This is a genomic window from Turneriella parva DSM 21527, assembly GCF_000266885.1.
GTDB classification, from domain to species: domain Bacteria; phylum Spirochaetota; class Leptospiria; order Turneriellales; family Turneriellaceae; genus Turneriella; species Turneriella parva.
Genome location: NC_018020.1, coordinates 3,346,253 through 3,371,741, shown reverse-complemented (window position 1 = coordinate 3,371,741; position 25,489 = coordinate 3,346,253). Strand labels below are relative to the sequence as shown.

Below are 25,489 nucleotides of genomic sequence, written 5' to 3'. Positions count from 1 at the left end.
ACGAAGGATTTCGTTAATTTTTTGGCGCCGACGCCTTCAGGTCTTCCCACGCCTTCATCATCTGGTCGGCCTCTGACTTGGAACCCAAGAAGCGCAGCAGATAATTGTATTCCCCCACAAAGTGCGGGTATTCGGGCGCAAATTCAGCGAAGCGAATCTGCCTGAGGTATGAAAGCTGGTCGCGAATGCGCTTATCGCGGGCACTGAGGTGAGCCAGCGCATAAAGTGCATGATCGCGCGCGAACGCATCAGTTTCGCTCTTGGCCAGGTCGCGAAAACTTGAAATGCCGAGGGGCGAATTGCCGGAGCGCGTATAATAGACGCCCTTGGCAAAGGTAGCGAGGCTCGCACCATACGCCGTCTTGATCAGCTCAAAATCAGGAGTTTCCCGGTTAAGGCCTGCCTGCATCAGGTGCCAGGCTGGCAGCTTTTTCGCCGGTGAATTCGGCTGCACCAGCTGTTGCGCGCTTTCCCACCACGGTTTGCCGCCCAGAAGATAGACGTCGACTTCAGCTTCTGCGAGTTTTTGCGAGAGTACTTCGGGTAAACCCAGTGCCCGCGCCCGCCGGCCCGTCAATAGCGCGCGCTGCCAGATTTCCTGGTCGAACGCTGCCGAAAACTGCGGTCTGCCGATAAAATCCCGAAACAGCAGCGCAAGTAAAGCCTGGTTCTGCTCTGCAATCTGGCGGCGCAGAATCTCGTCCAGGAGCGTCGCCTCGTGAAAATGCAGAATCGGGTCTTCGCGGTGGTCTTTCTGCAACGACCGCGAAAGATCCAGAAAATCTGCCACATCGCCCTGCGTCAGGGTGTCTTTTGCCTTTTTGACGCTCACCGGCAGCGCCTCAATCGCCTGAGCGTGCAGCCGCTCAATTTCTGAATACTTGTTTTCCCTGAAGTAATAAAGAATACGGGGGGAGTTCAGAACGACATAGTAGATAAACGCTGCCAGCGCAGCAACAAGCAAGATAATAAAAGCATAGCTGAAGTAACGGCTTTTATCCCGTTTTACAGTTTTATTGTGCGCGCTGAAATCATAAGACCGCATGCTCTGATGAAACGCCCTAACGGGCGGTTTTTAACCAACCTCGGTTCTGAAAGTTTCCAGTACCTTACGGATGCTTTCTGTTTCTTCCATGAACAGTAAAGCAACGGGCTGATTCGTGCGAAACGTCAAAGCAATACAGTTGGGGTAAAATCCGATAGTCTTCAGGTTTTGTAATGGAAATCTCTCCTGCCCGCTGTTGTGGTCAAAATAGAAGCCAAAACCATCATACGAAAACACTCCCCGGCCGAAGCGGCGAATGCCATTCACTTCGCTGAGATCAAACGATGCAACCGAACCGGTTCCGTCATAAATATTGCGTGCACTCGAATCCAGATAAAGATATGCGAACTTTTCAAAAAGCCTTGGGTTGGCTTTGCCGACGCTCACCGCGACTGAAGGGGTTGGTGGCGAGGTGGGCTCTGCGGGTGCATCCTGCACAAACTGAAACGGCCCGGGCACCGTCTGCTGAACCGGTGCTGCGTGTGAGACTACTGTCGAGGCCACTTTGGGCGCCAGGTCTTGCGAGGTCAGCGTGGTTTTCAGCATGCTCATGCGTTCTGGCGCCGTAGATTCTGTCGGCCGGGCGTAGGCCTCGAGGGGCGACAGGCTGCCGCGCTGCCTTTCGTTCGCCTGCAACATGATGCCGGCGGCGACCAGCAATACGCCGATTCCGAGAAACAAGAATGCTATGTACTCCACCTTCTAATTATCGTGGAGTTATGTCGTTTCTTTGATACCTTTTTCGCCCCTCGGGCTGCGCGACAGGTCGCTTTATTTGAAATTCGTCGTTTTGCGACCTGCCGCGCAGCCTCGTTATTTGAAGGCAATTCTCAGTCGCAGATGCGGGGGCAGAATCCACTTTTTTCTGTTCAGGGCCGCAACGCTTCTGAGGTTAGCAGCATGAAAGGCGACAAAAAGGTCATCGAACTGCTGAACTCCCATTTAAAGAACGAACTCACTGCCATTAATCAGTATTTTCTACATGCCAAGATTCTCAAGAACTGGGGCATGGAAAAACTAGCCTCTTACGAGCACAAAGAATCGATCGACGAGATGAAGCACGCAGACACAATTATCGAGCGCATTCTGTTTCTCGAAGGCCTGCCCAACCTGCAAGACCTCGGGCGACTGCGCATCGGCGAAACAGTTGAAGAAATACTCAAAGCCGACCTCGCGCTCGAGCTCGATGTGTTGCCGCAGCTGAAAGCAGCTATTTCGTATTGCGAGACGGTCAATGACTACGTCACGCGCAAGGTTTTCGCCGACATTCTCGAATCAGAAGAAGGCCATGTCGACTTCATCGAAACCCAGCTGGGCCTGATCGAACGCATGGGCCTGCAGAATTACGTGCAATTGCAAACTCCGGCTGCGGAGTAACCTCACCCCCTCCGCTTCGCTCCTCCCCCTCTCCTTAAGCAGAGGGGGTTGGGGGGTGAGGCGTCTCCAACTCCATCCGCATAAACAACATAGGCCAGGTATCGAGCTTCTGCTCTGGAAATTTCACTTCAACCAAAGACTCAGGGTAACTTTGTTCGGTCGTCACACCCAAGAGCGGCAACAGCGCTTCGGTCTTTTCAGGTAGAACCGGCTTTAGATAGATGAGTACCACACTAATCGCCCTGAACAGCGTGTTGAGCAGCAACGCACACTCTGCCATGTTCTCTTTTGCAAGCGACCAGGGTTTGTAGTCGTCGACGACCTTGTTGAGACTGCGGATAACCGTGAACACCGCTTCGATTGCATTGTGGAATTCGAAGTTCTCGAAGTACTTTATGTAATCCGCCTTCAAGGTTTTTAGCGAGGCATCGATACCCGCAGCGCTCGCATGTGGCGCCGAGGCAGGGTTTGGGCCGCACTCGTATTTTTTGAGCATTGAGAGCGTGCGCTGCACGAGGTTGCCGAGATCGTTCGCGAGGTTGGCGTTGAGGCGGTTGATCATGATCTCTTCAGAGAAGCGCGCGTCAGAACCGAAATTCATTTCGCGCATCAGAAAAAAACGCAGCGCATCGTTGCCGATCTTGCCCGCCAGCTCGAGCGGGTCTTTCGCGTTGCCCAGGCTTTTCGACATCTTCTGGTCGGCGAAGCCGAGCCAGTAGCCGTGCACTGAGAGGCGCTTATAGACCGGGATGCCCGCGGCGATGAGCATCGTCGGCCAGTAGACACCATGGGGTTTCACGATGTCTTTGGCGATCATGTGGTATGAGTTAGCCCACAGCTCATTGAATGAATTTCCCGCGGCGCCCTTCGACGGGCTCAGGACGACCGCGGAGTCTTTGTCACCCTGAGCTTGTCGAAGGGGGACTGGATATCCTGCAGCAGTCACATAGTTGATCAGCGCATCGAACCAAACGTAGGTGACATAATCTTTGTCAAACGGGATCTCGATTCCCCACTCCAAACGCGTCTTGGGGCGTGAGATCGAAAGATCTTCGCCGTTCTTGATGAGTTCATCTATAGTGCCCAAAACTTCGTTTCGAAAGCCCTGTGGTTCCACGTGAGAGGGGTTTTGTTGAAGCTCCGCCTTCCAGATGGGCAGGTACTTCTGCATCCGAAAGAAGTAGTTTTTCTCTGAAATGACCTGCGGCACGGCCAGGTGGGTGGCGCATTCGCCCTTCTCGTTCAGCTCTTTGTCTGTGAGATAGCGCTCGCAGCCGAAGCAGTATTTGCCGGTGTACTCACCGGCATAGATGTCACCCGCGTCGTAGATCTTCTGCAGAATCTGCTGCACGACTGCCTTGTGGCGCGGTTCGGTGGTGCGAATGAAGTCGTCGGGGGTGAGCCCCAGCTTCTGCCAGGCTGATTTGAACGCACCCGAAATTTCGTCGCAGTACGCCCCGGGAGTTTTGCCCTCGGCTGCAGCAGCTTTGACGATCTTGTCCCCGTGCTCGTCGGTGCCGGTCAGAAAGAACACTTCTTTCCCGGCGAGGCGCTGGTAACGCGCCCACGTGTCGCAGGCGATTGTCGTGTACGCATGGCCGATATGCGGCCGGGCATTCACGTAGTAGATCGGGGTGGTGATAAAGATTTTCTGTTTCATTTTGATTCCAATGTTTTGAGTCCGAGGGATTTAGCGATGAGGTTCAATTTCTTGTCATGTGAGATCACCATGACCTCTTTGTCCAGCGCCCTGCTCCAAAGCTGGGCGCTCGCGGCATGGAGGGCGTCCAGCGTCTTCATCGGGGCAACGAAACGCTGTTTTGCCAGAGCAATTACATCTTCTTTAACGGGAATTTTTTCCATTGAATCCCACAGGTCCTGCAGCTGGCTGGCGGCGGCGGCGTATTGTTCCGGAGTCATTTTTCTCTCATTGAGCAGCCGCTCCAGCGTTCGGCAGCATTCCACCTCAAAAAGAACACTTGAACCCGCGATATCCCATTCGCCAAAGCCGGCAGTGGTATCCGGTGTGTTCAGAATCCAGCGCAGGGCTGAAGACGCGTCAAGGTAAACGGTCTTCGCGATCTTCAATGACATATTGCGCCGGGTCGATATCCAGCTTTATTCCTTTGGGTCTGATATCGCGAAACTTTTTCTTTTTGGCGGGAATAATTCCCAACCGGTCTCTCAATGACTCCTTCTCTATTGGTACCACTCTCGCAATCGGCCGCTTATGGTCGAGAATCGTGATCTCGTCGCCATTCTGCACGTGGCGCAAATATTCGCTTAAGTGTGCTTTGAATTCAGATACCGCCGCAGTTGAATTCGCCATCCTGACAGTTTAGGTCATATTGGTCAGATTGTCAATCGTATTTACCACAGGCATTTTTACAAACCAAATCGGTTTACTGGCCATTGCGACCTTCAACTACAAACCATGAAACGCATCATGGTCGATATGTCGGCCACACTGATACACCATGGCCACGTGCGCCTGCTGAAAAAAGCGAAAGAACTGGGACACGTGGTCGTTGCCCTCACAACGGACGACGAAATTCGTACCAAGAAGGGATACGACCCCGAACTACGATTTGAAGAGCGCAAAGAGGTGCTCGAGGCACTGCGTTACGTGGACGAAGTGGTACCCAGCCCCTGGCTGATTGAAGAGTCATTTCTCGACCAGCACAAGATTGACCTTTTGGTGCATGGCCACGACAACTCCAACAAGATCAGCGAGAGACGGCTGGCGATACTGCCGCGCACACAGGGTATTTCGAGTACCTTGCTCAGAAGCCGCACTTTGCAGGCTGTTGCTGCCATCATGCAGCGCGACAGCAAAGACCTGTAGCCGCCCGGCCATCGCCTACGCGTTAACGACTGCGTCGCAACGCTCGCACAACCCGCTGGCCCTGAGGTCGCGGTGCAGCCAGCAGCGCGGGCACTTAGGCTTGGCGGATTTACGCACCTTCAGGGCGCTGGCGCCGGTCTTGACGCTTGATACCCCAAGAAAGCGCAGCAGCGTGCCCTCTTCGGCCTGTTGCGGTATTTCGACCTCAACTTCAACGTCTGAGCCCACTTCGCCGGCCTTGCGCATCGGCTCAATCGCAGTATTGACCTCGGCACGAACCTGCTTCAGCTGCTCGAATTCTTTGATGAGATCTGCGTTGGCAAAGCGCGTAAGATCGGGCCATGCGTTCTCGAACACGCTATGGTTCGGCGTCAGCACGCGCTGCGTCTCTTCAGCGGTGAACGACAGCACGGGCGCCAAAAGCGTCACCAGCGTTTCGGTCAGGATCTGCAGCGTGCGCAGCGTGGAGTTGCGGCGTTCGGACGCGGCAACGAGCTCCCCCTCCCGGCCTCCCCCGCTTGCGGGGCGCTCCGGCGGGCGGAGCCGGCGGGTGCCAGTGGTGGAGGGGGACACCGGAGTTGCATCACAATAGAGGCTGTCCCTCACCATGTCGAGGTACAGGTTCGACAGCGTCACGGTACAGAACTGGAGGGTACGGTGGTAGACGAGGTGGAACTCCGACTTGTCGTAGGCGTCGGTCACCTGCTTCACCAGCTCGGCCGCTTCGGCGAGCACCCACTTGTCCAGTTTCTGGGTAATCAGTTTATCGAGCTCGATTGCTGACGCCGAAGATGACGTCGTGTCAGGCGTCAGCCCTTGCGCTCCAAGCGCACTGGACGCCGAAGATGACGTCGTGTCAGGCGTCAGCCCTTGCGCTCCGAGCGCACTGGACGCCGAAGATGACGTCGTGTCAGGCGTCAGCCCTTGCGCTCCAAGCGCTTTGCCATCCTGCGTATTGCCCAGCAGGTAGCGCAGTGTATTGCGTATCTTGCGGTACGCGTCGCCGAGGTGGTTAATCATCTCGGGGCCGATCTTGTTGTCGGTGCGGTAGTCTTCTGAAGACACCCACAGGCGCAGAATGTCGGCGCCAAACTTGTTGATGATGTCGGCGCGCGGGCTCATACCATTGCCCAGGGACTTCGACATCGCCCTGCCCTGCTGGTCGAGAATATAGCCGTGCGTGACGACCTTTCTAAAGGGTGCTTTGCCAGTAAGGGCCAGTGCCGGCCAAAGAGAAGATTGAAACCAGCCACGGTGCTGATCCGAACCCTCAAGATATACATCCGCCGGGAAACCCAGCTCAGGGTTCTGCTTCAAGACTGCATACCAGCTGACACCGCTGTCAAACCAGACGTCTAAAATGTCGCTTTCTTTTTCAAAGTTGGACGAACCACACTCACCGCACTTCGTACCCTGGGGCAAAAGTTCAGCCGCCTGCTTTTCATACCAGACTTCGACGCCCGATTTTTCCACCAGATCGATCACATAGTTAAGCCCACCCTCATCGAGGTGTACATGGCCGCAGTCTTTACACTGGAATGCCGGAATCGGCACGCCCCAGTAGCGCTGGCGGCTGAGGCACCAGTCGGGCCGGGTTTTGACTGCCGCGGTGAAACGGCTTTCGCCCCATTCAGGAATCCACTCGACTTTTTTTATTTCTTCGAGTGCTCTGTCACGCAGCGGGTCGATCTTGAGAAACCACTGCGGCGTGGCACGCATGATCAGAGGCTTGTGCGAGCGCCATGAGTGTGGGTACTGGTGTTTAAATGTTGAAGCCTGCAGGAGCAACCCCAGACCTTTGAGTTTTTCAATGATGAGTGGATTGGCTTCGAATACGCTCTTGCCTTCCATTTCGGCGAATTCTTTCGTGTAACGCCCGCGGTGGTCGACGGGCGACAAAACATCGAGGCCATACTTGAGACCAACGACATAGTCATCTTGTCCATGGCCGGGGGCGGTATGGACGATGCCGGTACCGGCTTCGACCGTCACGTGGTCGCCAAACAAGACTTTCGATTCGCGGTCGATGAACGGATGGCGGACGTGCAGCGCCTTGATTTCGTCGATCGACACGGGTTTGCGCGACTTGGCCGATAGCCCGGCGACCTCGAGCACCTTGGGTGCCAGTTCAACCGCGAGCACGAGGCGGCCCTGCTCGGTTTCGACAATTTCGTATTGGATCTTTTCCCCAAAGCTGACCCCGAGGTTGGCCGGTAGCGTCCATGGCGTGGTCGTCCATATCACGACATACAGTTCTTTCTCACCCTGCACCGGAAATTTCACATAAACCGAGGGAGATTCATGCTCTTGATATTCAATCTCTGCTTCAGCGTGCGCTGAGGCGGTCGTCGCGTCCCAATACACCGGCTTCTTTCCTTTATAAATCAGGTCTTTCAGAAACAGATCCCGGAAGGCTTTGAGAATCGAGGCCTCGTATTTCGGCGACATGGTAGCGTAGAACAATGCGGATTCATTGTTCTGCGCAGTCTTTACATCAGAATCGTCCCAGAAAACCCCAAACCGCGTCTGGTCTTCTGCCTGAATTTTGATGTATTCAGCGGCGTATTCGCGGCATGCCTGACGAATGCGAATCGGGTCTTTGTCGGAACCGTCTTTCTTATTGGCGAGCTTCTTGATAGCGGCAAGTTCGATCGGCAGACCATGGCAATCCCAGCCAGGAACGTACGGCACGCGCTTACCGCGTAGCAGGTTGTATTTATTGAAGATATCTTTCAGTACCTTATTCAGGCCGTGGCCGGTGTGAAACTCACCGTTGGCGTAGGGAGGTCCGTCGTGCAACAGAAAGAGCGGCGCGTTTTCGGCTTTGCGCTTCGCGTTGATCTTCTGGAACAGGCTCTCTTTCTTCCAGATTGCCAAAATGTCGTTCTCGCGCTTGGCGAGATCTGCGCGCATAGGGTATGTTGTCTGCGGCAGCGCAATCGTGTGCTCCCACGGATTCTTCTGCTTCGTTTCTTTTTCCATGTGTCTGTTAAGGAAGAAAACGGAAAAAGAAACAGGCTGCACAGCCAAACTTGCTTTACGCGCCGCGCGCGACGGGGCAAACGGGCGGTCGCTCACACACCCGTTACTTATGGCAGAAAAGCTCTATTTCGACGTCCGCTATAATGGAGGATTAATCTCTGCCACGGCCAATGGCATGCTGGGCTTCTTCACGGCTCCCGATTTCAAGAATAGAATCACTGCCTGGATTGAACCTGGCGTCACCGGTATACATATCGACCTGAAATTGCTCACGCACATCGATTCGGCGGGCATCGCCGTGTTGCTGCAGACGGTTCGAAGCTGCGCCGATCAAGAGATCGAATTCAAACTGCTGAATCCTCCGGCTGCTCTGCGCACGATATTCGAAAAAAGCGGATTAACAGCTTCGCTGGGTTGAATGAGAACGCGCGGCCCGGCTTGTCATCAAATTGTCAAAAAAAAATCGACGCTCTATTTCAAAAGCAAACTTGAGCCTACTGGCAGAACGAGAGTTTTCGCCAAGGAGAAACCCATGAAAAAGCAATATATCTTCCTCACTATGGCTGCGCTAGCCATGGCAGCAACTGCCTGCGGCAAAAAGCCTGAAGCTGATGCGGCACCTGGTGCAGCTGCCGCGATCTCTGGCGAAACCGTCTACAATGAAAAAGGTTGCGTCACCTGCCACGGCGCTCAAGGTAAAGGCGATGGCCCGGTGGGCGCTGCACTGAAACCCAAGCCCCGTAACTTTGCCGATGCAAAGTGGAAAAACGGAACCGACCTCGCTTCAGTCATCAAGGCGATTGAAACTGGTATAGCGGGTTCTGGCATGGCACCTTACAAAGGCGTTCTCTCAGATGAAGAAATCAAAGCCGTAGCTGAGCACGTGCGCAAGCTCGGTGGCAAGAACTAAATCCCCCTTTTTTTTCAATTAATCAGGAGCACCCCCGGATGGATCCACGACTCTTCAAAGCAATAAAGTACGGAACTCCCGTCGTTCTCGTCGCGCTGGCGGCGTGGATTATCTGGGCCCCCCCGGCCCGGGTCGGTTACGCGCCTGAGCAGCCGATAGCCTATAGCCACGCAAAACACGCGGGTGAATATGGCATTGATTGCCAATATTGCCACACCGGCGTCACAACCGGCAAAAAGGCCGGCGTGCCCAGCATGAACACGTGTATGAACTGCCACGTTTCGGTTGGCTACGGGAAACCGGGTGTCGAGAAGCTCAAGAAATTCTACGAAAAGAAGCAGCCGCTCGAGTGGGTTCGCATTCATAATCTGCCCGATCACGTGCGCTTTCCGCATGCGCCCCACATTAAGCAGCTTCTGAAAGACGGCCAGCCGACCAAAACGGCCTGCACGCCGTGCCACGGTGATGTTGCCAACATGAAGGTGGTTGAACAGGTTCAGTCGCTCAACATGGGCTTCTGCGTCAACTGCCACAAAGATTACCGCAACGATGCAGAATACAAGAACCACGGTGTGAACATTAACTGTAACACCTGCCATTACTAAGAGAGATAACCGTGAAGGATACAGTCATGTCAAACGAGACAACAGCCCAGACCAAAGTTTTTCGCTCATTTGAAGAAGTGGGCGCAACGCCAGAAGAAGCGCAGCAAGATCTGGCGCTCTGGAACGGCAAAAGCGAATTTCCCTCGAACATCGAAGAGATGATCGAGCGCGGTGTAAACGCGAACCTCGACCGCAAGAGCTTTCTCACCTTTATGGGCGCCTCGATTTCGATGGCGACGCTGGCTGCCTGCCGCGAGCCCGTTGAAAAGATTGTGCCCTATGTCGACCGCCCGATGGAATACCAGCCCGGCCAGGCGCGGTATTTTGCCAGCACACGCATCAGCAATCGCGGCATCACGCCTATACTGGTTAAAACCCGCGAAGGCAAACCAATCAAGATCGAAGGCCTTGCGGAGCACCCACTTTACAAAGGTGCTACGACTGCAGATACCTTCGCCTCAATCTGGGATCTCTACGACCCAGACCGTGTCAAGTCACCGCTGAAAAAAGACGGCTCGTCATTCAAAGCCGCCAAATGGGATGAAGCAATTGCCGAAGCGGCTGCCCTGTTGAAGGGCAAAGCACGCGTCATCGCCAGCCCCACTTTCTCACCTGCTGAAGAGAGCGCCCGGGCTCGCCTCGGTGCGGCTGTGGTTTATGACGCTACGGGCACGCTCAGCGAAGTCGTGGCCGGCAATAAGGCGAGCTTCGGCAGTGCCGCGATACCTGCCCACCGATTCGACGAAGCTGACGCCATTCTCGCAATCGAAGCTGATTTTCTGGGTACATGGCTGGCTTCTGACCTCTATACTAAACAGTTCGCGTCGCGCCGCGACCCCGCTGGCAAGATGAATCAACTGTTTGTGGCTGAATCAGCGATGTCGCTCACCGGCAGTAACGCAGACCGCCGCCTGGCGCTCGTTGCAGGCTCACACACTACGTTTGCTCTCGGGCTTGCCAATCTGCTGCTGCCGGGCTCGGCGCTTGCAGGTGATGGTAATGTGCGCGCGGCAGTGCAGGCATATACTCCTGCGGTAGTTGCTAAAGTTACCGGCCTCGAAGAAAAACAAATTATAGCGCTCGCAGAAGATCTCAAAAACTTCAAAGGCCGTTCGCTGGTTGTGGGCGGTGGCGTGAACGCACGCACCGCGCTCGCGGGCGAGCTGCAGATTGCAGTCAACCTGCTGAACGCCATTCTTGGTAACGAAGGCAAGACAGTTTCAACCAAAGCTGCCCTCAAGGGCAACCTCAACATCAGCGACGCCGCTCAGCTCGAGGCACTCATTGCCGACATGAAGGCCGGCAAGGTAGAAACTCTGGTCGTCGATCGCTGCAACCCGGTCTATGATCTGCCCGTCGCTTCGGGTTTTGCAGAGGCGATAAAATCAGTAAAGAATGTTATCTTTATCGGTGACCACCTGAATGACACGGCAGTGCTTGCAACGCAGGTGTTGCCGGTGAGCCACTTTCTGGAGGCCTGGTCAGATGCAGCGGCTCATGGTGTTTACGGAATCGTTCAGCCGGTAATTCGCCCGCTGTCAGACACGATGCCAGTGCTCGAAATTTACGGCCGCCTGACAGGCAATAATACCTCGGCATACGAACAGGTCAAGAAAAGCCATGCTGCAAATGCGCGTGGCCAGTCGTGGAACTCCACACTTGCTTCTGGCTTTGCGGTTGTCGAGCAACCGGGTGCGGGCGCTGCGCGGGCCTTTCGCTCAGCGGCGCTCAAAGATGTAAAACCCCCGGTTGAAGCTCAGGTGGGCTATCGCCTGAACCTCATCGAAAGTGTAGGCCTCGGCGATGGCGCGGGCGCCAACATCTCGTTTCGCCATGAACTTCCAGACCCGGTGACCAAAATCACGTGGGATAACGTTCTTCTCATCAGCCCTGCTGACGCGAAGACACTGAAAATCAAGACGCAAGACCTGCTGCGGGTCAGCGCCGGCAAAGTTACATTCGAGATACCTGCGTTTGTGCAGCCGGGCATGCGCCGCGGTTCGCTTGCACTCGCGATCGGTTTCGGCCAGAGCCACATTGGCAAAGTCGGCGCAGGCGTCGGACAGAACGGTTACGCGCTGCAGACCTACAATGCTGGCCAGATCGGTTCGTCAGGTATCAGCGTTACCCTAGAGAAGATTGGTAAGTATGATATGCTGGCTTCAACGCAACGGCATTATGAGTTCGCAGTTATTCGGGGCCTCGCACGCCAGGTTGACCTCAAGACCTTTGAAAAAGCAGCCCGCGAGAAAAAGCCAGAACTGCTGCACGAGCACGAAGAAAAGCCATTTGGGGGCAAAGCGAAAGGCCTCTACGACAAGCATAACTACGAAGAAGGTTATCGCTGGAACCTGAATATTGACCTCAACAAGTGCACAGGCTGCTCGTCGTGCGTTATGGCATGCTATTCTGAGAATAACATTCCAGCAGTCGGTAAATCAGAGATCAACCGCGGCCGCGAAATGAGCTGGCTGCGCATCGATCGCTATTACATCTACGAAAACGACGCGGCAGAGAAAGCAGATGCCGACCTTGTAAACCCCGACGTGTTCTTTCAACCAGTCATGTGCCAGCATTGTGAAAATGCACCGTGCGAAAACGTCTGCCCGGTTGGCGCGACAGGCCACAGCTCTGACGGCCTCAACTACATGGCTTACAACCGCTGCATCGGTACCCGCTATTGCTCAAACAACTGCCCGTACAAAGTGCGCCGCTTCAACTGGTTCGAAAACTGGGAAGATAAGCTGCGCGACCCGCAGCAGTACGCTCTGAACCCCGATGTAACTGTGCGCTCGCGCGGTGTGATTGAAAAATGCTCATTCTGCCAGCAGCGTATCTCTGAGAAGCGCCAACTCGCCAAAGTTGAGGGCCGCGCGGTACGCGACGGCGAAATTCAAACGGCATGCCAGCAGGCCTGCTCGGCCGGCGCGATTACGTTTGGCAACATTAACAGCGCTGATACGCAGGTGAAGAAGGCAAACGATAACATGAGAACCTACAAGATTCTCGCGCAGATTAACGTTGAACCTTCGGTAAAATACATGGTGCGCGTCAAAAACCGCCCCGAAGCAAAGGCATAAGGTAAAAGAATGGCAACGGAAAAAAATATTTACCACATTGGCAAGCCGTTCGCGGCGATGGACGACGATGTCATGCGTCCGATTGAAGCTTTCCCGACCAAACTCTGGTGGGGAGCTTTCGGTGTTTCGATAGCTGCCGCCGTTTTGGGCATTGCGACGATTCTCTACTCTTGGTTCGTTGGTCTCGGTATCTTCGCGATCAACAATCCGGTCGGCTGGGGTTTCTTCATCGTGAACTTCGTTTTCTGGGTAGGCATCGGTCACGCGGGTACGCTCATTTCAGCGATTCTGTTTCTGTTTCGACAGAAATGGAGAACATCGATTAACCGCGCAGCTGAAGCGATGACGATTTTTGCCGTTATTGTTGCGGCGATTTTCCCGTTGATCCACATTGGTCGGCCATGGTTTGTTTACTGGGCTTTCCCTTACCCGAACGAACGGGGGCCACTGTGGGCAAACTTTCGTTCGCCGCTGCTCTGGGACTTATTTGCCATTTCAACATACTTTTCAGTTTCATTGATCTTCTGGTACATGGGCCTTGTACCCGACTTCGCAACACTGCGTGACCGCTTTGAACGCTACAAGGCGAACAGCAAAATCGGCGCCTTCTTACTTCAGGTAAAATCCATCTCATACCGCGTGCTCGCGCTCGGCTGGGTGGGGTCAGCAAAAACATGGCACCACTATGAAAAGATGGTGATGATTCTGTCGGCGCTTGCAACACCGCTCGTGCTTTCTGTACATACCATCGTTTCATTTGACTTTGCTACCTCGGTTATTCCAGGCTGGCACGCTACGATCTTTCCACCTTACTTCGTGGCCGGTGCGATCTATTCAGGTTTTGCGATGGTGATGACCCTCATGATCATCACACGCGAAGTTTTTAAGCTGAAAGAATATATCACAATCAAGCACCTTGAGAATATGGCGATTGTTATTCTGGTAACCGGCATGATGGTCTCATTTGCCTACACTGTAGAATTCGTTATGGCCGCTTATTCTGCGAGCCACAATGAACAGTATGCCTTCATCAACCGCATGACCGGGCCATTTGCCTGGGCGTTCTGGATTATGTTTACGTGCAACGTTGTATCTCCGCACTTTCTGTGGTTCAAGAAACTGCGCACGAACATCAAAATGCTCTTTGTCATATCGATCGTGGTCAACATCGGTATGTGGTTTGAGCGCTTCGTGATTGTCATTATTTCGCTGCACCGCGACTACCTGCCTTCAAGCTGGGATTCTTACGATCCGACCTGGGCAGACTACGCCGTACTCATCGGCAGTTTTGGTATCTTCTTCACGTTGTTCTTAATGTTCATTCGCACGATACCATCGATAGCGCTCGCTGAAGTCAAAGCTGACGAGGCGAATGCTTCGCTGAGCCACCACTAAAGAGGAAACATGTTATCCATTGCAGAAATAAAACGCGGTCTCTTCTCTTACGACGAAGTATCAGGGGGCTATGTCGCCTCTCTGAAAACACCTGCCGACCTCTTGAAAGCGGCTAAGCAGGCCAAAGCGGCGAACGTCAAACTTTTCGACTGCTTCACGCCGTGCCCTATTCACGGACTCGATACGGCGATGGGCTTGCACCGCTCGTGGATTCCGGTACTCACGTTTGTCGGTGGCATCATGGCTGCGATACTGGGTCTCACGTATATCACGTTTATCGACGTTTTTAACTGGCCGATCGTTTTCGGCGGTAAGCCCTTCTTCTCCTGGCCAGCTTATATTCCGATTCTGTTTGAGCTGACCATTTACTTTGCAGCGGTATTCACCGTAGTAGCGGTTCTGGTACTCGGCAGACTGGGTTTTATTAACCGCAAGGTACCGGCTCAGGGTGTGACATCAGACGTCTTTGCAATCTGGATAGGCGACAAAGGCATATCTAAAGCCGACGTAGAAAGAATTCTTTCGGGGCTGAACGCCCAGATTGAAGAGGTAAAGGCATGAAAAGTTCTTTTGCATCAAAAGCCGGCCGCGGCATCGCGCTGGTAATAGCAGCCATCGCGGTAACGGCCTGCGCTGAAACGCGTCGCGAATACAAATACTTTCTGGATATGCACTATTCACCCGCGGGTGATACGGCAAAATTTGACGGTATCGGCAAGCGCCAGTACGACATGTACGAACCTGAAAATACGATAACATACAATGGCTCGCCGGCGTATCCGTACAAGAAAGACGTCGATGTCGAAACGGCGGCGCGCGAGCTCAAGACCCCGGCGACGTTTGATCTGAAGAAAGGCGCGAAAAAGTATGAAATCTATTGCGCACCATGCCATGGCGCTCAGGGCTATGCAGACGGCCTCGTGGCGAAGAAGTTTGCCGGTGTGCGTCCGCTGGCAACAGCACCGGGCAAGGCTGCTGAGCGGGCCGAAGGCTTTTCTCTCGCCAAGATTTATCACATAGCCACCGCGGGTCAGGGTGCGATGCAGGGTTATGCCCCGCAGATTCAAGAACAAGACCGATGGAATGTCGCAGCGTACGTAAAAAACGAGCTGCAGAAAAAGAAATGAGGCTGATATGAAATTTGCACTCCCCGAAAAATACACCAAGATACTCTATGGCATGATCGCCATAGGTGTGCTTTCACTGGCGGGCGGTTTTATTCTCGCCGCTGACCGGGCATGGCTGGCGCTGCTTTCCGTCGGCTATTTTATCATGACGATTTCACTCGTCGGTCTGCTTTTTGCCACGATTCAGTTTATCGCCGGCGCAAAGTGGTCGATCGTGCTGCGACGGATTCCTGAAACTTTCGCGGCTCCGCTGGTGCTTGCCGCAGGCATTATTGCCGTCGTGGCAATCGGTACTGCTCTGCACCTGAACCATGTTTACGAATGGGCAGATGCCAAGATCGTGGCCTCAGACGAAATTCTGCAGCACAAGCAGGGCTACCTCAATGTTCCTTTCTTTATCGTTCGTTTGGTCATCTATTTCTCGGCATGGCTCTACTTAGGCCACCAGATTCGCAAGACCTCAGCCGCTCAAGACAGCGCCAAAGACGCTGCAACTAAATCGAAGCTCGTAAAATTCTCTGCGATTTATACGCTCTTCTTTGCCTACTCGTTTATGCTCGCGTCGATCGACCTGGTAATGTCGCTGCAACCACATTGGTTCACAACGATGTTTCCGGTTTATTGCTTTGCAAACGGCTGGTTTGGGGCAATTGCTTCGATCATCATTATTCTCGTGACCATTCAGAAAAATGGCGGTCTCAAAGACGTGAACGAAGAGCACCTGCATGACCTCGGAAAGTGGCAGTTTATGTCGGTGGTTTTCTGGGCTTATATCGGTTTTAGCATGCATATGCTGACCTGGTATGCCAACATGCCAGAAGAGACATACTTGCTCGAACTGCGCCTCAAGGGAGTCTGGAAAGGTTTTACTATCGGCCTCTGGATGCTGCACTTTGTAATTCCGTTCCTCATTCTGCTGTCGCGCGACATTAAGCGCGCCCCGCAGCGGTTGGTGAAGGTTGCCTGGTATATTCTGTTTGTCAGCTTTCTCGATGTGGTCTGGGTTGTTTACGGTTCGGCGCTCGGTCATGCCGGTGCTGAAAATAAGGTTAACAGCTTTCCCGTAGGCCCGCTTGAGATCGGCGCTTTCATCGGCGCGGTGGGCGCATTTGCCCTGCTGTATTTTAAGGCGTTTGCCAAAGGTAACGAAGCTCCGACGGGCGATGTCGATTACGAAGAGTCGCGCCATTTTCACCAGACGTTTTAACGTCCGGTGGTGGCGTGGCTATCGTCACATATTGTATCCCGCGGGCATGGTGTAACGGTAGCACAAAAGCCTTCCAAGCTTTTAGAGAGGGTTCGAGTCCCTTTGCCCGCTCAATCACAATTCGGGGGATATCCCCCTTCTCTAATTATACAACAAAGCGCAAATGTTCACCGGCCTGATTGAAGAAGTGGGAACGGTGCTGTCAGCCGAAAAGCACCCCGATGGTGTGCGTTTTGTCATCGGCTGCAGCCGCATTCTCGCCGACATGAAGCGTGGTGACAGTATCGCGGTCAATGGTGCCTGCCAGACCGTTGAGGTCTTTGATGCGGCTTCGTTCACCATTTTTTCGATTCCTGAGACGCTGGCGGTCACGAATTTTTCAGAGCTGCTGCCCGGCACACGCGTGAACCTTGAGCGCGCGCTGAAACTCGGCGACCGAATCGGCGGGCATCTGGTACAGGGGCATGTCGAGGGCACGGCTGAAATTCTGCGGGTAGAGCGCGGTAAAGGCCTCGATATCATTATACGGTATGACAGCGCCTACATAATTCCGAAAGGATCGGTGACGCTCAATGGAATCAGCCTCACGGTAATGGAGAAAATTTCGCCAGATACTTTCAGAGTGCAGATAATCCCTGAAACCGAAATGAATACGAATATTGGCGACTGGAAAGCCGGCTCGCGCGTCAACATCGAAGTCGACTACATCATCAAATCACTCGATTATGTTCGCCTGAATCAGGCGCGGTAGCTCTGCAGCGTGCCCGGGTCGGGTATGAGCAGTCGCACGCGCATGCTGCCTGGGTTTGCGTAATAGCCGGGGCTTAGAATTTCGACGTAATCGAGATGCCCGAGCTCTTTCTCAGCCATTCGCCGCAGAATGTAGTTGCCGATACCGTGTACCACCTCGACTTCTGGGGTGCCCGCGAAGAACAGGCTTTCAATCTCGTTCAGCAGTTTTGTTCTTGCCTCTTCGTAGCGCATCTGGCGGATATAGATTTGCGGAAGATATGTCATACCGGTTTCTGCCAGGCCTCGCTCTGAGCCTCAGTCTCGCCCTCTGCTGTAAACCCAAAGTAGAATTTATGGTGGGTGTGAGCCCCGACGCAGTCATACTCTGCTTTCACGATATCGGCCGGGTCGGAAGGTACGCGATTACCTTCGATACTTTTTCGGGTATTCTCGACGACCTGAAACCCTATGAAGTTGTTTCGGCCGGCGAATGGCTGCGTACGCCTGACGCGAATACCACCCGCAAACAGGTGGTGCTGACATTCGATGATGGTTATGCGTCGCACCGAGATATCGTTTTGCCCGAACTCAGAAAGCGTGGTTATGGGGCAACTTTCTTCTTTTATAACGAGCAATTGCTGGGTGACAAGAAATGGCGGGCCGCGTTGAAACAACTACCTGCAGCGTATGATATCGGCAGCCATTCATGGTCGCACAGTTCGCTCGGCGAGGCCCCTGGTGCAGAACTTTTTCGGGAGCTCTATCTCTCGCGCGAACATCTCGCGCAGCTTGCGGGCAGACCCACGCAATTGTTTGCCTGGCCCTATGGCAGCTGGTCTGAGCCGAGCGCCGGGGCAGCACGGGCGGCAGGGTTCAGCTACCTGTTCTCCGTTGACTATCGCGTCGCCCGGGCCGCCGATATAGCGAAGATTATTCCGAGGTTTACGGTTATGGGTTCTGGTTCGCGCGAGCAGGTGCGGTCTATTCTGGCAGAGTTTGAGCGCAGAATGCCCGATCGGTGACGTCGATAGCTCCTTCTGCAATGAGTTTCTCACCACCCGCATTGGCCAAAAGGTTTGGATGCCGAAGCGCGGCGACATCACGCCCCTCGCTGAGCGCAACACCGACTGTGATCATGGCACCACTCTTCAGCGGGCCTTCGACGAAAACCGTCAGGTCAGAGAGGCCTGCGATGATGCGGTTGCGCCTCACGAAATGGTGCTTCATCGGCTTTTGGTCGGGCAGATATTCGGACACGAGCAGAATTTGCCGACCTTCGCGCGCCTTTTCATAAATATCCCGGTTTTCAAGCGGATAAAGATGGTTGTGGCCATTCGGCAAAACTGCAATTGTTGAGCCGCCAGCTTCGAGCGCTGCGTGGTGACACAACGAATCGATGCCGCGCGCGATGCCCGAGACAATGGTTTTGCCAGAGCGCGAGAAATCGCGCGCGAGCGCAATTGCCGCTTCGCGCCCCGCGGCCGACGGTTCGCGCGTGCCGACCATCGATACCTTATCGCGCATGAGTAAAGACCTGTCTCCCTTTAAGAACAGCGCAAACGGAGCGTGCGCAGTTTCCCGCAAGAGATGCGGATAGTCTGCGTCGTGCGGGGTGAGAACCGACGCCGGGCTGATATTCGCTAGAATTTTTTCAGCGGAAGCAAGCAGCGCCGAATACCTTTGCCCGAGCTGAATGCGCGTAAACTGTTCGAATCCCGGCGTCAGCTCAAGCTGCCGCCGAATGGTTTCGGTCAAAAAGCGGTTACCGAGATGCAGCGCAAGGCAGAGGGCCGCCGTCATGTCACTTTGAGGTCATGACGTATTCACCCGACCAGGCCACAGGTGGTGGATTTACCCTGTACTCGGCTATTCGGTGCAGAAAGAGATCGCAGGCTTTGTCGACCTTTTTGGCTTTGGCATTTTTGAAGTATTCTTCGGCTTTGTCCCAGCTGCGCTTGCGGTATTCTTCAAGGCCCGATTCGAAGAGCGAAATAAAGGTCAATGTCGTCGTATCGACGCTGCCCTTTTCACCGACGAGTTCATAAATACGGATCGCTTCGTTCTTGCCCTTTACCGCGACAAAATCGAGCAGGCGGGTCACGAACTGGTTGCGAATCAGCTCTTGCGTTTTTTCGCCGACGATAATACGCGTGCCGTAGTATTTGTTGATGCCTTCGAGGCGGCTGGCAAGGTTTACCGCGTCACCGATGACGGTATAGTTCAGGCGTTCTGCTGAGCCCATATTGCCGACGATAATCTCGCCCGTGTTGAGGCCAATGCGGGCCCTGAAGACAGGCCTGCCCTCGCCCTGCCATTTGGCTTCGAGTTCAACGAGGCGCTTCTGGCATTTAAGCGCGGCACGCGCAGCCTTAACAGCATGGTCGTCGACCGGCTGCGGGGCACCCCAGAATGCCATGACTGCGTCACCGATGTATTTGTCGACCGTGCCGCTCTCTTCGGCGATAATGCGGCTCATCTCGCCGAGGTATTCGGCCAGAAGTTCGACAAGTTCTTCGGGCTTCAGCGATTCAGAAACGGTTGTGAAACCTTCGATATCAGAAAAGTGCACCGTGAGTTCGCGTTTTTCACCCTGCAGGTGCGCATCGCCCTCTTGCGCGATCAACTGGCGCACAATGTCAGCCGGTACGAATTTACCGAATGATCTAAGCCCCTGCCTCATCTTGTAGAATGAAAGCACCATGTTCTGCACGTCGGTGATCGATGAAACAATGGTTTTCTCTGACTGCAGATCAAACTGCTGAATCTTATCCATTTCCCGGGAAAGATCGCTCAGCGGTTTCGCGAGGCGGCGCGAAAATATGTACCCCATGACGATGGCGAGCAGAATCAAAACAGATGAGGCCGCCATAACAAGCCGTGTGTTGCGGCGCACGAAAAAGAAAAACTCATCTTCGGGAATAATGACGCCTGTCTGCCAGTCGAGCCCTGTGTAAGCCGGAAAAGGCGCAAAGATACCGACGTAGCGATTGCTGTTGAGTTTGAAATCAAAGTAAAATGGTTTCTTGCTCTTGAGCCATTTTTTGTTCTTCTGCAATTTCTTGAGCTTCTTGAGCATTGCCGTGTGCGCCGCCTGAATTTCGGGGTTCACGAACTCCGTGATATTTTTCAGAGTGAGCGTGCTGGCCCCCTCTTTGATGAAGGGCGACGAGTCGCGTGTTTCTTGCGGCGCCGCCAGCATGTGCATCGTTTTGTCTGCGATGAACGCCTTGCCGGTTTCACCCACCTTAACGTCGCCGATGAAGAGCGACAGATCGCCGAGCGTAATGTCGACACACACGCCGCCTGCGGCTGCTCCCCGTTGCAGATTGTCTGCCGAGCAGAAGGTGAACCCCGGCGCCCCGTTTACGAATGTCTTGTGAACGGGAGTAATCTGTTTGTTACCCGGCTTTGAGGGTGCTGCCCAGGGGTAAGGCGACAAATTGCCGAGTGGCCTTTCTTCAAACTGGATATCCAACTTTTTTTTCTCAGCCTCTTTCTGATCGTCGATCTCTTCGAGCAGGTTCTGGTGGTTGCCGGTCGGCACAGACTTGTTGACGGCAACGAGCACCCGACCATTACGAATCAGATAGGCGCTGGAAAGATAGGGTTCTTCTTCGAAAATGTCTTTGAGCTCTTCTTCAACCTGCTGCCGCTGCGAGGCAACGTTCAGCTTCGCAATCGCTTCGCGGGCATCGCCGGCGAGCGAACGCGCCTCGCCGAGAAATTGCGAAGCCTTGTCGATAAAACGGTAAGCCTTGTCTTCCATGAGCGTGTCGACCAGAAACTGCGTCGACTGGCGGCCGCCGAGATACGAGACGAGAATAATGAGGCCTGCAGATAAGACGATGAGCAGCGTCAGCAGCGAGACAATGCTCCAGCGCATCGACAGTTCGATACGCGGCACTTTAACTCCGCTCACATCGGTTACCTGCTGAAGTTCGGCAGTTCTGCTTTTACGGCTCATGGCCTTATGTATCAGGCACACGTACTCAAGCAAGAGTTTTTCACCCTGTGCGGCCGGTGAGTCGTGTCCGCGATGGTAGAACCTGCGGCGCAGAAATCAATTTATTTTATCGGCATTGGCGGCACTGCGATGGCTGGCGCTGCCGTCATGGCTCGCCAATTGGGCTTTGAGGTTCGTGGCGCCGACGCGAACGTATATCCGCCGACACTCCATGAACTCGAAGCCGCAGCGATTCCATTCAGGCAGCCTTACGCTGCAGAGAACCTCTCTGACCGGCCTGACCTGGTAGTTCTTGGCAACGCCATCAGTCGCGGAAATGTCGAGCTTGAAGCGGCGCTCAATGCCCGCCTCGAAATTCTGTCGCTGCCCGAATTTATTGCCCGGTTTGTGATAAAACGCCGGGATTCCATCGTGATCGCCGGCACGCACGGGAAAACGACGACCACATCGCTTGTGGCGCACATTCTGCGGAGCGCCGGCATAGACGCGGGTTATATGATTGGCGGCGTTGCCCCTGATTTTGCGCGCAGCGCCGATCTCGGCACGGCAAACAACTTTGTTATCGAGGGGGATGAATACGATACATCGATCTTCGACCCCAGGCCGAAATTTCTCTCTTACCGTCCTTCGCATGTGCTCATGAACAATATTGAGTTTGACCATGCTGATATTTTTGCCGATTTTGCGGCGGTTCAGGCTGCCTTTGCACGCCTCGTCAAAATTATACCCGAAAACGGCTTATTGGTAACGAATGCCGACAACGCCGCGTGCATGCAGCTTGCGGCGACGGCACGTTCGCAGGTTCTGACATTTGGCCGCAGCGAATCTGCTGATTACAGGTTGCTTCACCACGACGCGTCAACCAATCGTGTCACTTTCTCTCACGCAGGCAAAGAACATACTTACCAGTTCGCCCTGCCAGGTGAGCACAATGCACTCAATCTGCTCGCAGCCATAGCGCTACTGTCGGCGCAGAAGTTGCCAGAAGCGGCATTAGCTGCAGCGCTGCAGAATTTTAAAGGCGTCAGGCGCCGGCTCGAAAAACGATATGAAAGCGATTCGCTGACCGTTATAGAAGATTTTGCGCACCACCCCACGGCGATACGCGCCAACATCGGGACTTTAAGACAGCGCTACGCCGGCAGGCGGCTGATGCTGCTCATCGAGCCGCGCAGCAACACTATGGTGCGCAATATATTTCAGAAAGAGCTGGCTGAAACACTTGCGCTCAGCGACGAAACGCTGATCACCCAGATCTATCGCCCCGAGAAGTATGCGGCATCAGAGCGATTGAATCTGGGTGAGCTGATTGCAGATATTCGCGCAGCTGGCAAAGCCGCCGATGAACTGCCCGCTGAATCGCGCCTGAAATTCTTGCTCTCGCATATTCGCCCAGGTGACGTGGTCTGCTTTATGACCAACGGCAGCTTCGGCGGATTAATCGACGAAACCGTCGCTGCGCTTGCCGCGCGGGAATAAAACGACTCTCGCAAAGCGCTGGCAGGTTATTTCACGTACCAAATGAAGACCCAGTAGCCCAGCATGCTCGAAAACTGGCCGAGAAAGAACACCATAAATATACGAAAAATACGGTTGCGGTAGAAACTCTTGAACCGTGTGGTCGCTTCGGGCATCGATTCGAAGTCGGTTACCTCGGGTTTACGAAACATGGCTTCGAGCAACGCCGCTACCCAGCCTGATTTAATTACTGGTAAAAACGTACTCACTGGCGAGACGATAATTCCCGCCAGGTATGCCAGAATATGCGGAGACCAGATAATGGTGACGACTGCCGTCACCGAGCACTTGATGATGATCCAAGCTTTGAGGGTGGCCGCGATGTCGAGCGTCTTGTTGCCGCTCAGAGTGAAATAGGTCAGCAGCGCGACGATAATCACGATCGGCGCAAGAAACGCGACGAGCGAGCGCCAGAGCCTGGCTTCTTTAATGTAAGTGAGCGTATTGAGGTTGTGCTCGATTGAGAGCGCCTCTGTCATGCCCCGCAGGTGACCTGCCCCGATCACGACGAGTACCTTGCGCGGGTGTTTTTTTCCGTGCAGCACCGAATCACGGACCTTTTGCGCCATGTATTGGTCGCGTTCGTCGATGATAATTTCCCTGATCTTTCTGAAAGTCGGCGGCAGTGAATCGAGCAGAGATTGCAGCGCATCTTTTTCTTTGAGCTTCTCGATGTCGTCTTTTTGCATGTCTTCGCTGACGAAAAGTGAAGCGATGAGCTCGCTCATGAGCCGCAATTTGCCCCAAAAGCCGACGCTCTGCCAGGCGCGCTTCAGCGTAATACGAATTTCACGGTCGATAAATTCGACGGAGATTTTTTTGGCTTCGGCGACTTCGATCGCTTTTTTGAATTCAGCCCCAGGAGCAGAGGTGAGGCGGTCGCCCATCTTTTTCTGAAAGATCGAGAGCAGAATCGAAGAAAACAGCAGGTAGATTTTACCCGATTTGATGACCTGCACGATGTCCATGTGCTTCCAATGGTCGGGGTCGCGCAGGTTCTTTGCCCTGCCCTCGTCGAGTTCGATCAGCACCCGGTCGGGTTTTTCAAGCGCGATCGCGCGCTCAACGTCTGCGACACTCTCTTGGCTAACGTGCGCCGTACCGAGCAGAACAACATCGCTCTTGCCGAGTTTAACTCTGGTGAGCTCAATCGAATATTTTCCCTTGCGGGCAGAAGGTGTTGAGGCTCTCTTAGTTTTCTTCGTCCGGGTCTCTTTCATACGTTGCCGCGCTTTTTCTGAATATAAGTTTAGTTCTGCCGAGACTGATTTCGTCGAAGTCGTTCAGTTCTTTCGGACGCAGCAGTTTCTTGCCGTTGAGGTAGGTACCATGTTCTGACATGAGGTCGTACAGGACAAATTTCTGTTTTTGCCGCTCAATTTTGGCATGCCGCGCCGACACGGTGCTGTCGTCGATCACGATCGAATTGTCTTCGGCAAATCCGATGCTGATGTTATGCCAGTTGATGCGGTATTTTCGACCGGTATGGGGCCCTTCTTTTTCGACCAGCCAGCCATGGTGGTAGTCGAGCGGCAGCTTTGCCTTGGTCTGCGGCAGCTTGCGCGCAGGCAAAAGCGACATGTCTTCGGGCGCTACATACGCCGGAGGATTCGAGTTCTCGACTTTGACATTGATCTCTTGGCGCCTGAAGAACAGCATAATGATCACTGCGATCAGCAAAATGACGATCAGCGATAATAAGATTTCGGGCATGTGACTCCTGATTTGCGTAGGCCAGTGTAATGTTTCAGATTGTTCGCTCTCGTTTCTACTTTCGCCGGCCCCCAGTGACGCCGCGGGGTTATGCGGCAGCGTATAAGAGCGCACGAGGCTTGCCGCCGAGAGAGCCGATTCGATTTCGATATCGAGAGCCGCACCGGGTTTCTGGCGCGTGGCATAGGTGAGTTTGAAATCCTGCGTTTTGAGGCGGCTGAGATAGCGAAAAACCTTATCGAGGTCATGGCTGTTCTGCGCCCTGAAAGCATCACCGCCCGAAATTCTGGCGAGTCGAATCACCTGCTTCAGCGAGAACGAACGGTATCGGCCCGCGACGAAAAGCGGTACCGGATTCGCGGTGAAAAGTTCGATCAGATCGCCGATGACAACGCGCGAGGCATTTTCTTTGCCATCGGTATAAACAACGATCGCGCGCTGTTGCGGCACATCGCGCAGCAGCTTGTGCGCCTCGAGAATCGCGTCATAGAGCATGGTGCGCGATCCCGTCTGTTTGAGTTGGCGTATTTTGTTCTTTAAGAGTTCGCGGTCAGAGGTGAAATTTGCCTGGCGAAAAACGCGGCGGTCGAAGGTGACGAGTGCAACCTGATCGCCCGGCTTCAGGCGATCGACAAACGCGAGCGCAGCCTTTTTGTAATCGGCAAATTGGCGCCTGTGCAGCGAACGGCTGAGGTCGGCGAGCAGCACAGTACGGGAACCGCTTTCGCTTTCTGCTTTTTCAACTTTCAGCGAATCTTGCGTGACACCGTTTTCTTTGAGTTTGAACGTTGCAGCGACGTCATTCGCCGATTCAGCGGCATCGCCCGTGGTGGCGGCCTGAACGCGCGCTTCGATGCGGCCGTCGCCGAGCTGTTTCAGTGAAGTTATGCGGGCATTGTGGTAGCCCTGCGCCGATAAAGCCAAAGCTCCACCCGCAATGAGACATAAAACGATCTGCCGCGGAGTGCCTTTGGCCAGCATGCTTCTTT

23 protein-coding genes, 1 tRNA gene and 1 pseudogene are annotated in these 25,489 nt (G+C 54.1%); 14 read left to right on the top strand and 11 right to left on the bottom strand.

Annotated elements, in window-relative coordinates:
* Window positions 1–13: 13 nt before the first annotated feature.
* The gene (locus TURPA_RS16035; protein WP_014804355.1) at window positions 14–1,045 is read right to left on the bottom strand and encodes a hypothetical protein; all 1,032 of its coding nucleotides are present in this window, start codon (window positions 1,043–1,045) and stop codon (window positions 14–16) included.
* Window positions 1,046–1,075: 30 nt separating this feature from the next.
* On the bottom strand, window positions 1,076–1,744 hold the full coding sequence (locus TURPA_RS16030) for a hypothetical protein (protein ID WP_014804354.1): 669 nt from the start codon (window positions 1,742–1,744) through the stop codon (window positions 1,076–1,078).
* Window positions 1,745–1,945: 201 nt separating this feature from the next.
* Between TURPA_RS16030 and bfr the strand changes: the two genes are divergently transcribed.
* Window positions 1,946–2,422 carry a bacterioferritin gene (bfr, locus tag TURPA_RS16025; protein WP_014804353.1) on the top strand — a complete coding sequence of 159 codons (477 nt, stop codon included), beginning with the start codon at window positions 1,946–1,948 and terminating at the stop codon, window positions 2,420–2,422.
* 34 nt (window positions 2,423–2,456) lie between these two features.
* On the opposite strand, the gene metG is transcribed toward bfr, so the two are convergent.
* The 3 genes from metG to TURPA_RS16010 are packed head-to-tail and all read right to left on the bottom strand — an operon-like array spanning window position 2,457 to window position 4,751.
* Window positions 2,457–4,082, bottom strand: coding sequence for a methionine--tRNA ligase (gene metG / locus TURPA_RS16020; RefSeq protein ID WP_014804352.1), 1,626 nt, complete (start codon window positions 4,080–4,082; stop codon window positions 2,457–2,459).
* Complete coding sequence (locus TURPA_RS16015; protein WP_014804351.1) at window positions 4,079–4,516, bottom strand: type II toxin-antitoxin system VapC family toxin; 438 nt, start codon at window positions 4,514–4,516, stop codon at window positions 4,079–4,081. The genes metG and TURPA_RS16015 overlap by 4 nt, the downstream gene beginning before the upstream one ends.
* Complete coding sequence (locus TURPA_RS16010; protein WP_014804350.1) at window positions 4,482–4,751, bottom strand: type II toxin-antitoxin system Phd/YefM family antitoxin; 270 nt, start codon at window positions 4,749–4,751, stop codon at window positions 4,482–4,484. The genes TURPA_RS16015 and TURPA_RS16010 overlap by 35 nt, the downstream gene beginning before the upstream one ends.
* A 105-nt stretch (window positions 4,752–4,856) precedes the next feature.
* Between TURPA_RS16010 and TURPA_RS16005 the strand changes: the two genes are divergently transcribed.
* Entirely contained in the window at window positions 4,857–5,267 is a 411-nt protein-coding gene (locus tag TURPA_RS16005) for an FAD synthase family protein (RefSeq protein ID WP_014804349.1), read from the top strand.
* Between the two features lie 207 nt (window positions 5,268–5,474).
* On the opposite strand, the pseudogene ileS reads toward TURPA_RS16005, so the two are convergent.
* Window positions 5,475–8,249 (bottom strand): annotated as a pseudogene (gene ileS, locus TURPA_RS16000) (isoleucine--tRNA ligase); the annotation flags it as partial.
* Between the two features lie 109 nt (window positions 8,250–8,358).
* Here ileS and TURPA_RS23490 point away from each other — a divergent pair.
* From TURPA_RS23490 to TURPA_RS15950, 10 genes are all read left to right on the top strand, one after another.
* Window positions 8,359–8,667, top strand: coding sequence for an STAS domain-containing protein (locus TURPA_RS23490; protein WP_014804347.1), 309 nt, complete (start codon window positions 8,359–8,361; stop codon window positions 8,665–8,667).
* A gap of 114 nt (window positions 8,668–8,781) precedes the next feature.
* Window positions 8,782–9,159 (top strand): c-type cytochrome, encoded by a 378-nt coding sequence (locus TURPA_RS22170; protein ID WP_014804346.1) that lies wholly within the window; start codon window positions 8,782–8,784, stop codon window positions 9,157–9,159.
* 38 nt (window positions 9,160–9,197) lie between these two features.
* On the top strand, window positions 9,198–9,764 hold the full coding sequence (locus TURPA_RS15985) for a cytochrome c3 family protein (RefSeq protein ID WP_014804345.1): 567 nt from the start codon (window positions 9,198–9,200) through the stop codon (window positions 9,762–9,764).
* Between the two features lie 26 nt (window positions 9,765–9,790).
* Window positions 9,791–12,844, top strand: coding sequence for a 4Fe-4S dicluster domain-containing protein (locus TURPA_RS15980; protein ID WP_014804344.1), 3,054 nt, complete (start codon window positions 9,791–9,793; stop codon window positions 12,842–12,844).
* 9 nt (window positions 12,845–12,853) lie between these two features.
* Window positions 12,854–14,239, top strand: a complete 1,386-nt coding sequence (gene nrfD, locus TURPA_RS15975) for an NrfD/PsrC family molybdoenzyme membrane anchor subunit (protein ID WP_014804343.1) — start codon at window positions 12,854–12,856, stop codon at window positions 14,237–14,239.
* 9 nt (window positions 14,240–14,248) lie between these two features.
* Window positions 14,249–14,800: a DUF3341 domain-containing protein gene (locus TURPA_RS15970; RefSeq protein ID WP_014804342.1), complete on the top strand. Its 552-nt coding sequence runs from the start codon at window positions 14,249–14,251 to the stop codon at window positions 14,798–14,800.
* Window positions 14,797–15,366, top strand: a complete 570-nt coding sequence (locus TURPA_RS15965) for a c-type cytochrome (protein WP_014804341.1) — start codon at window positions 14,797–14,799, stop codon at window positions 15,364–15,366. Before TURPA_RS15970 ends, TURPA_RS15965 begins: the two co-directional genes overlap by 4 nt.
* A 7-nt stretch (window positions 15,367–15,373) precedes the next feature.
* The gene (locus tag TURPA_RS15960) at window positions 15,374–16,573 is read left to right on the top strand and encodes a hypothetical protein (RefSeq protein WP_014804340.1); all 1,200 of its coding nucleotides are present in this window, start codon (window positions 15,374–15,376) and stop codon (window positions 16,571–16,573) included.
* Window positions 16,574–16,613: 40 nt separating this feature from the next.
* Window positions 16,614–16,684: transfer RNA gene (locus TURPA_RS15955), tRNA-Gly, on the top strand.
* A gap of 52 nt (window positions 16,685–16,736) precedes the next feature.
* A complete protein-coding gene (locus tag TURPA_RS15950; RefSeq protein ID WP_014804339.1) occupies window positions 16,737–17,324 on the top strand; it encodes a riboflavin synthase in 588 nt (195 codons plus the stop codon).
* On the opposite strand, the gene TURPA_RS15945 is transcribed toward TURPA_RS15950, so the two are convergent.
* Window positions 17,312–17,590 carry a Smr/MutS family protein gene (locus TURPA_RS15945; RefSeq protein ID WP_014804338.1) on the bottom strand — a complete coding sequence of 93 codons (279 nt, stop codon included), beginning with the start codon at window positions 17,588–17,590 and terminating at the stop codon, window positions 17,312–17,314. The two genes, TURPA_RS15950 and TURPA_RS15945, sit on opposite strands and share 13 nt — an antisense overlap.
* Here TURPA_RS15945 and TURPA_RS15940 point away from each other — a divergent pair.
* Window positions 17,584–18,327, top strand: coding sequence for a polysaccharide deacetylase family protein (locus tag TURPA_RS15940; RefSeq protein ID WP_053332217.1), 744 nt, complete (start codon window positions 17,584–17,586; stop codon window positions 18,325–18,327). The two genes, TURPA_RS15945 and TURPA_RS15940, sit on opposite strands and share 7 nt — an antisense overlap.
* Here TURPA_RS15940 and dprA read toward each other — a convergent pair.
* Window positions 18,287–19,105: a DNA-processing protein DprA gene (gene dprA / locus TURPA_RS15935; RefSeq protein WP_014804336.1), complete on the bottom strand. Its 819-nt coding sequence runs from the start codon at window positions 19,103–19,105 to the stop codon at window positions 18,287–18,289. The two genes, TURPA_RS15940 and dprA, sit on opposite strands and share 41 nt — an antisense overlap.
* A gap of 1 nt (window position 19,106) precedes the next feature.
* Entirely contained in the window at window positions 19,107–21,269 is a 2,163-nt protein-coding gene (locus TURPA_RS22165; RefSeq protein ID WP_014804335.1) for an adenylate/guanylate cyclase domain-containing protein, read from the bottom strand.
* Between the two features lie 72 nt (window positions 21,270–21,341).
* Here TURPA_RS22165 and TURPA_RS15925 point away from each other — a divergent pair, with 72 nt between their 5' ends.
* Complete coding sequence (locus TURPA_RS15925; RefSeq protein WP_014804334.1) at window positions 21,342–22,748, top strand: UDP-N-acetylmuramate--L-alanine ligase; 1,407 nt, start codon at window positions 21,342–21,344, stop codon at window positions 22,746–22,748.
* A 26-nt stretch (window positions 22,749–22,774) separates the two neighbouring features.
* On the opposite strand, the gene TURPA_RS15920 is transcribed toward TURPA_RS15925, so the two are convergent.
* Both TURPA_RS15920 and TURPA_RS15915 read right to left on the bottom strand, forming a co-directional pair.
* Window positions 22,775–24,007 (bottom strand): TraB/GumN family protein, encoded by a 1,233-nt coding sequence (locus tag TURPA_RS15920; RefSeq protein WP_014804333.1) that lies wholly within the window; start codon window positions 24,005–24,007, stop codon window positions 22,775–22,777.
* Window positions 23,979–25,481, bottom strand: a complete 1,503-nt coding sequence (locus tag TURPA_RS15915; protein ID WP_014804332.1) for an FHA domain-containing protein — start codon at window positions 25,479–25,481, stop codon at window positions 23,979–23,981. The genes TURPA_RS15920 and TURPA_RS15915 overlap by 29 nt, the downstream gene beginning before the upstream one ends.
* Between the last annotated feature and the right edge of the window lie 8 nt (window positions 25,482–25,489).